The 6,714-nt window shown below is 54.6% G+C and carries 6 protein-coding genes and 1 other RNA gene; 5 read left to right on the forward strand and 2 right to left on the reverse strand.

The window, feature by feature from the left end:
- Window positions 1-53: 53 nt before the first annotated feature.
- Window positions 54-1,679, reverse strand: a complete 1,626-nt coding sequence (locus tag EDB94_RS07370) for a sodium-dependent transporter (protein WP_108017906.1) — start codon at window positions 1,677-1,679, stop codon at window positions 54-56.
- 200 nt (window positions 1,680-1,879) lie between these two features.
- Here EDB94_RS07370 and smpB point away from each other — a divergent pair, with 200 nt between their 5' ends.
- The 4 genes from smpB (at window position 1,880) to EDB94_RS07390 (ending at window position 5,329) form a co-directional block, all read left to right on the forward strand.
- Window positions 1,880-2,359 (forward strand): SsrA-binding protein SmpB, encoded by a 480-nt coding sequence (gene smpB / locus EDB94_RS07375; protein ID WP_108017907.1) that lies wholly within the window; start codon window positions 1,880-1,882, stop codon window positions 2,357-2,359.
- A gap of 140 nt (window positions 2,360-2,499) precedes the next feature.
- On the forward strand, window positions 2,500-3,918 hold the full coding sequence (locus EDB94_RS07380; RefSeq protein ID WP_108017908.1) for a wax ester/triacylglycerol synthase family O-acyltransferase: 1,419 nt from the start codon (window positions 2,500-2,502) through the stop codon (window positions 3,916-3,918).
- A gap of 90 nt (window positions 3,919-4,008) precedes the next feature.
- Window positions 4,009-4,373, forward strand: a transfer-messenger RNA (tmRNA) gene (gene ssrA, locus EDB94_RS07385).
- A 77-nt stretch (window positions 4,374-4,450) separates the two neighbouring features.
- Window positions 4,451-5,329 carry a hypothetical protein gene (locus tag EDB94_RS07390; RefSeq protein ID WP_108017909.1) on the forward strand — a complete coding sequence of 293 codons (879 nt, stop codon included), beginning with the start codon at window positions 4,451-4,453 and terminating at the stop codon, window positions 5,327-5,329.
- Between the two features lie 405 nt (window positions 5,330-5,734).
- On the opposite strand, the gene EDB94_RS20865 is transcribed toward EDB94_RS07390, so the two are convergent.
- Window positions 5,735-5,932 (reverse strand): hypothetical protein, encoded by a 198-nt coding sequence (locus tag EDB94_RS20865; protein ID WP_260312527.1) that lies wholly within the window; start codon window positions 5,930-5,932, stop codon window positions 5,735-5,737.
- Between the two features lie 256 nt (window positions 5,933-6,188).
- Between EDB94_RS20865 and EDB94_RS20595 the strand changes: the two genes are divergently transcribed.
- Window positions 6,189-6,714: hypothetical protein (locus EDB94_RS20595; protein ID WP_146162196.1), on the forward strand; the 526-nt coding region annotated here is incomplete at its 3' end.

Below are 6,714 nucleotides of genomic sequence, written 5' to 3' on the forward strand. Positions count from 1 at the left end.
TGCAAACACGCTGTGAAAAGGTTGCAGACTTCTGGAAAGGAAGACAGCCTCAATCACACGCTATCATAAAGGATATCGTCCTGTTTTGGGGCTTTTTCGCCTGACTTACCACCCTTTTCCTCCACTCCCGTCGCCTTCTGGTCTGACGCGGGCGCTGTCTTCTCGTCCTGGGCGGCTTTCTCCTCCGGCTCGGCCGGCGTAGCGGCAAAAGGCCGATCTCTCGCTGGCACCTCCCCGTCGTCCGAGACCATGGCAGCAGGCTGATCGCACCAGGCTGCAACATTGCCGTTGCTGCACAGGTTAGCCAGTGAAAAGGCTGTGTACTGGATCCCTATCCAGGCAACCACGAGGGGCAGCACCAGGCGCATCACCCAGAACCAGATGCCGGCGAACAGTTTTGGCGTTGCGCCGAGCATGGTACCCGAAAGGTGTCGGGTCAGGCACCAGCCGGTAAACAGCGCAATCAAGATGGCCACGAGCGGAATCAACAGGCCACCGGTGATCAGCTCCAGCCAGCGGAACATGGTGGCGCCGCCCATCCGCTCCTCGGCCCAGACATTAAACGACAGCAGAGACGCGAGCCCCGCCAGCCACACCGACAGACCAATCAGCAGCACCGACAGTGCCCTGGGCGCCCCGGTCCACTCACGGAACCAGCCCACGATGGGCTCCAGCAGATTCAGGGATGTGGTCCAGACAATCAGCACCACCAGCAGAAAAACAGCGGCGATCACGAACTGGCTCGCGGGCAACTGGGCCAGCGTGACCGGCATGGAAACAAAGAGCAGGCTGAAGCCCCGTTCACCGTCAAAGCTGTTGCCATCTGTTGCGATCGCGAAGATCATCAGGCCAGCCAGAATCGCCACCAGGGTATCCATCAGCACCACCGCCAGAATCGAACGCTTCAGACGGGTCTGGGGCGTGGTGTACGAGCCCAGTATCGCCCAGACACCCATACCTAGCCCGAGCGTAAAAAAGGCATGAAACAATGCGGCTTTCAGGCTTTCCCAGGAAAGGTCCTCCGGATGCATGGCCAGAATGTGGTTGATGGCCCCGTCGATGCGACCATGCCAGGCAGCCAGTGCGAATAGCACGAGCATCAGCACCAGGGCGCCAGGCACAACCACCCTCAGGGCCCTTTCCAGCCCTCTCACTACACCCTGCGCCGAGACCCAGAGCACCAGTAGCAGAAAGAAGATATGCCAGCCCATGAATACCCGGTACTGCCTGGGGTCGGACACCAGCTCCGCCAGAATCCCGGTTGCCTCTGCCTCACCGGCGCCGGAGAAACGGCCAAGTGCGCCGAAGAACACGTAAGCCAGAGCAATGGATCCGAAGACTGCCGTAAAAGAAAGCACCAGAAAGGCGGCCAGTATGCTGAGCCGGCCAACCGCCATCCAGGCCCGAGACTGCCTGGCACTGCGGATCAGCCCGTCCATGGCCAGCACAATGCCGTGGCGGGAATACCGACCAACAGCCGCTTCAGTCACCATCAGTGGCAGGGTCACCAGCAGTAGACAGGCGAGGTAAAGCAGGATGAAGAGACCACCACCATGCAGACTGGCCAGATAAGGGAACTGCCACAGGTTGGCAAGACCCACGGTAGCGCCCACCGCAGCCCAGAAGAAGGTTGATTTTCGGGTAAAGGACCCGATATGTGTCTGATACGGCGTAGGCATTCGCGTCCCTGAGGCCACTCAACAGGTCGGGGAGAAAGTCTGGGCCAGTATTGTAGCTGAAGGATCCCGTCGCGCACGAACCGGACACCGCCACAATGCCGAATTCGTGACCGGTCCGCCACTGTTGGGCTACAATGCGCCTTTTTCCGGCTGCAGCAACGCCGGCCCGTTCATTCGTCCGACCCCGGATTCATTGATTCATGAGCAAGAAAAAACCCGGAACGCCGAGCAATACCATTGCGCTGAACAAGAAGGCGAAGCACGAGTATCACATTGAGGAACGCTTTGAAGCGGGTCTCGCCCTGTTGGGCTGGGAAGTGAAGTCCCTGCGTGCGGGCAAGGCCCAGCTGGTGGACGCCTATGTGCTGCTGAAGGACGGCGAAGCCTGGTTGCTCGGCTCTCACATTACCCCTTTGATTGCGGCGTCCACCCACGTGATCGCAGACCCGACGCGCACGCGCAAGCTCCTGCTCCACGCCAAGGAAATTGCCAAGATCGTGGGCAAGGTCAACCAGGCCGGCTACACCTGCATTCCGCTGGCGCTGTACTGGAAAAACAACAAGGTCAAATGCGAAATCGCGCTGGTAAAAGGCAAGAAGCTGTTCGACAAACGTGCTACCGAGAAAGAACGCGACTGGAACCGCCAGAAGCAACGCATCCTGCGCGAAACCAACGTTTGATCCTGCCCGCCACCAATTAACAAATACCTGACGCCGGTCATGGCCGGCGTGAACGGGTATGTCGCATACTCACTCTCTTTGTTCAGAATTCCATCGGGCCTATACTCGGGAACTCCGGTGCATGGCAAAGGGAGCCGCTTATGTCACCCAAACAGATACCAATGTCCGCTGTAGACCGCGCGTGGCTACGCATGGACTCGCCCCAGAACCCCATGATGATCTGCGGGGTATGGACACTGGAACGACCTGTATCGATGAACCGCCTCAGGCACACGCTTGAGGAGCGGTTTCTCTGCTTCAACCGGTTCCGGCAACGGGTCATAGACACTGGCGACCGGGCGTACTGGCAGGACGATCCCCTGTTCGACCTGGACAATCACCTGCACCGCATCGCCCTGCCGGGCAAGGCCGATAAGGCAGAGCTCCAAAAGCTGGTCAGTGACATGAACAGCACGTCGCTGGATTTCCGGCAACCGCTCTGGCAAATGCACTACATCGACAATTACGGCGACGGCGGCGCGCTACTCATCCGCATTCACCACTGCATCGCCGATGGCATCTCTCTGGTTCGTGTAATGCTGTCACTCACCGACAAAACGCCGGAACCCAGGCTGGGCAAAGTCGCCCGCAAGCGTCGCTCCAAACCCGGCAGGAAATCGGCCATCCAGAACTTCCTGCACCGTGCCGTGGACAGCGCGCAGACCGCCACCAACCAGGCCAGACTGTTTATCCAGTCCGTGCGCGAGGAGCCCAACTACCCGTTAAAATTGGCCACCACCGCCAGCGGTGTCGCCCTTGACCTCCTGAAACTTGGTCTGGCTCCCGGCGAACCCAAAACCGGACTGAAAGAGCCGTTATCCGGGCGCAAGCAAGTGGCCTGGGCCGATCCCCTCGACCTTGCCGAGGTAAAGGCCTGTGCCAAGGCTCTGGGGGGCACCATCAACGATGCCCTCCTTTGCACCGTCACCGGCGCTTTGCAGAGACATTTTGCCGCCCACAAGGAAACCATCCCCGAATGCGGCATTCGGGTTGCCGTGCCGTTCAACCTGCGCCCTCTTGATCAGCCCATCGAAACCCTGGGCAACAAGTTTGGGCTCGTACTTGTTACCCTGCCGGTGGAAGTGAGAGACCCGCTCATGTGCTTCCGCCAGGTGCAGGAAAACATGAACCGGCTCAAGCGGTCCTATCAGGCCCAGGTTACCTACAGCCTGCTTGATATCTTCGGGCGCGGACCCGATGTTATTGAACGAAGGGCCTTGGATCTGCTCAGCAACAAGGCCTCGGCGGTACTGACCAACGTGCCCGGCCCGAAAGAGCCCCTGTATCTGGCGGGCAGCAAGCTGACCCAGCCCATGTTCTGGGTTCCCCAGAGCGGCAGCATCGGTATCGGCATGAGTATTCTCAGTTATGCCGGCACCGTGCAATTCGGCATCACGGTGGACAAGGCGATTCACGCGGATCCGGACGCCGTGATGGGCTACTTCCGGGAAAGCTTCGAGGCCCTGAGCCATGCGGCCCTCGCAGGCCGACATGGCGCCATTGAGCGCAAGGCCAGCTAGGGTTCTAGGTACATCTACAGCCCCGAAAGCACAAAACTGCAACAAAGAAACCTTGAAGTCCGGCAAACCGGACACATATACTGATTGTAAGGGGACGACATGGCTTCGACGCCGGTGGCGAACCCTTGAGTGCATGTCGAGATGGCAGCCAATCTCGTTAATCCAAAGCTGCAACGCAATAGTCGCAAACGACGAAAACTACGCACTAGCAGCGTAAGCTGCTAGTCGTCCTGACCGGGTCGCCCGTAGCCCGGAAGCAACATCTCAGGACGTCATCGCTTACGGGATGCTCCGTTACCCAGAGTTCACTGGTTAACGGCTAAGATTTAAAGAACTCGGTTCTTGCACCCTGGCTCTCGGGTCGCTTGAACTTAAATTAATAGAGAGACGCTAAACATGTAGACCTCAAGGCTGAGTACTGGCGGACGCGGGTTCAATTCCCGCCGTCTCCACCAAACAACCAAGAGAAAGCCCCTGATTTCAGGGGCTTTTTTTTGCCTAGCAGAAAACCAAACAAGGAAGTGTCAACCACATGTCAACCACTCCGGAACCATCCTGCGCTTTCCTTTCAGAACCAGGAGTTCTTCATACCGGATGCTCTATTATTTCTGCCATACCAACCGGATTTTGGGCGGCCGCTTTTGCCTCACTGCTAACGCTTGCTGGCGTCTTCTTATCCAATCGAAACAACAGGCAGCAACTGCAAATCAGAACGCAAGCTGAATCAGAAGAAAATCTTAAGCAAAGAAAATACGAGCTTAGAAGGCAGATTTATTTTGAGATTAGCGAAGCGTTAGCGTCAATGAATACGCTTCTTTCACGCCTTTCCAACATCCCATTAAGTCAGTTCGATGGTTCCGATGTGCTCGAAAGGATGAATGCCGCAACCTGCAAAGTTCAGATAGTTGCTGACACAGAGACAGCTGAATTAGCCGGCAACCTCTCAACAGAGATCGGCCTTTTATGGGTTGAGGGAATAAAGGTCGCTCGCCCATCGCAACAGAAATTGGATCTCCTGGCCGGATATCGTGAAAACTGCCAAACCGCAAAACAGGAATGGCTTCGGTTTTTAAGCATATTGACTGAAGCCCAGGCACAGAAGGGAGGAAAGCCAATCAGAGAAGAGTGGGTGCAAAACAACGCAGATTATTGGAAAGACAACTACCAACAAGAACAAAAAAGGCTTGAAGCCACAGCGCTGGATCAGATGAGAGATAACGCACACTACATCAAGTGGTTCATTGAAAAATCAGAAACTTCTTACGAACAGATGGCAACACTCATGGGCCGGATGCGAAGTGAACTTGAAGCCGGGGGTGATATCGACCGGTTCACCAGAATAGTAAGAGAGAATAGAGCCAAAATTGCCAAGGCAATTGAAGAGCTGATAGAAGACCAGCTTAATCAATGAAGGGTGCTTTCGCTCTGATTCGAAAAGCTTGGCTTAGGTGGTTCGGAGCGAGATTGGCGTACGTCGTCGTTATCGACGTTAGTGTCAACCCAAAGTCAACATAGGTCTGCCCTGCAGCCTAATAAAACTGCATAAGAATTGCATTAAGCAAAATTAGTGAGGAAGTACATACTCCACTCCGCAAGCTCGTCGTGGATTTGCTGGCTGGAGCGTTCATAGAGCCATCTGGGGGGAGGTTTCAAATTTGACGTGCGTACCCAGGGTGTCGGCTTTGGCGTAGAAATTCTGAAGCAGTATAGTTAAGTGTATTCGCGGTTTTGCAGGATGTACTTGAAGCCATCGCGTCGGCCGGACTGAAGGCGTAACGGGATCTTTTTGATGGCGAGGATAGCGTCGTAGCCGGTGTCAAATTCGGTGGCGATGTCGGCCAGGATTCCCGGTTTCAAGCGTCCCTGAGAGAGTTGGCGCACGGTGTCGGTGCCGGCCCAGAGGACGTTGTACGTTTTTCAGGTTCACTTGCTGGCCTTCAGGGCCGATAAAAAGGTCCCCTTTGCCGATTTCGCCGGTGTTGATGTCCAGTCGCTCGAAGTCTTTGATTTTCATCTGTGGCTCACTGTGGTTCTATGTGATTAAAAATCGACTACCGTCGTTTGCTATGAGACGTATTGCAAGAACAGAAGGGCTGGCCGTTTTAGTGTGTGGTGGCGGTTTCAAGCAAATGGAAACCTAAGAAGTGATAACCACTGATCGCATAACCCAAGGAATGAATATCAACATTTAGGCGACGTTAAAGACTCATTTAGGACAACGAGTATAAAAATTAGGGCTTACAGAATATCTTCAGTTTTAGGGAGCTTTTATGGACTGGAATGGATTTTCATCTACGGCAGGGACGACCTTGAGGAGAGTAACCCCATCTCTGCACACAACAGTTCTTCTCATATCGGCAATAGGTTTGCTACTACTTGGCTACAACTCAGCATCTATTCACGAATTCGTTGTGGATGGGATAGGTTTAGACGAAGAATCTTGGCTTTCGACCTTCATAAATGATCATTTGGTAGAGGCTAAGTGGATAGGCTGGGTAATTCTTATAAGCTCCATAATGACCTACTTTGTTGCAAGCGGCATCGAACGCTTTTTTAGAGAAAAAATATCCCCGATGGTCAATAACCACGTTGCAAAACTATCGAACCAACTAGAAGAATCAAGCAATGATACTAAGGAGCTTCTCAGCGCAAAACTATTAGATAATATGGTCGCGGCAGCGCCTAGAGAGGCTATCAAAAACGGGTATCCGGAATATCTGGTTGATCTCTGGGTATCATGGGGAGGTAACAACTCCCCACTTCATCGGATTCCTTGGTTGATATGTCACTCAGGCC

It is taken from the genome of Marinobacter sp. 3-2 (genome assembly GCF_003751355.1).
In the GTDB taxonomy this organism is placed as follows: domain Bacteria; phylum Pseudomonadota; class Gammaproteobacteria; order Pseudomonadales; family Oleiphilaceae; genus Marinobacter; species Marinobacter adhaerens.

Excerpts from the sequence above, each read along its gene's own strand:
- EDB94_RS07390 (WP_108017909.1), top strand. The coding sequence starts at position 4,451 with ATGTCAACCACTCCGGAACCATCCTGCGCTTTCCTTTCAGAACCAGGA.
- smpB (WP_108017907.1), top strand. The coding sequence starts at position 1,880 with ATGAGCAAGAAAAAACCCGGAACGCCGAGCAATACCATTGCGCTGAAC.
- EDB94_RS20865 (WP_260312527.1), bottom strand. The coding sequence starts at position 5,932 with ATGAAAATCAAAGACTTCGAGCGACTGGACATCAACACCGGCGAAATC.
- EDB94_RS07380 (WP_108017908.1), top strand. The coding sequence starts at position 2,500 with ATGTCACCCAAACAGATACCAATGTCCGCTGTAGACCGCGCGTGGCTA.
- EDB94_RS07370 (WP_108017906.1), bottom strand. The coding sequence starts at position 1,679 with ATGCCTACGCCGTATCAGACACATATCGGGTCCTTTACCCGAAAATCA.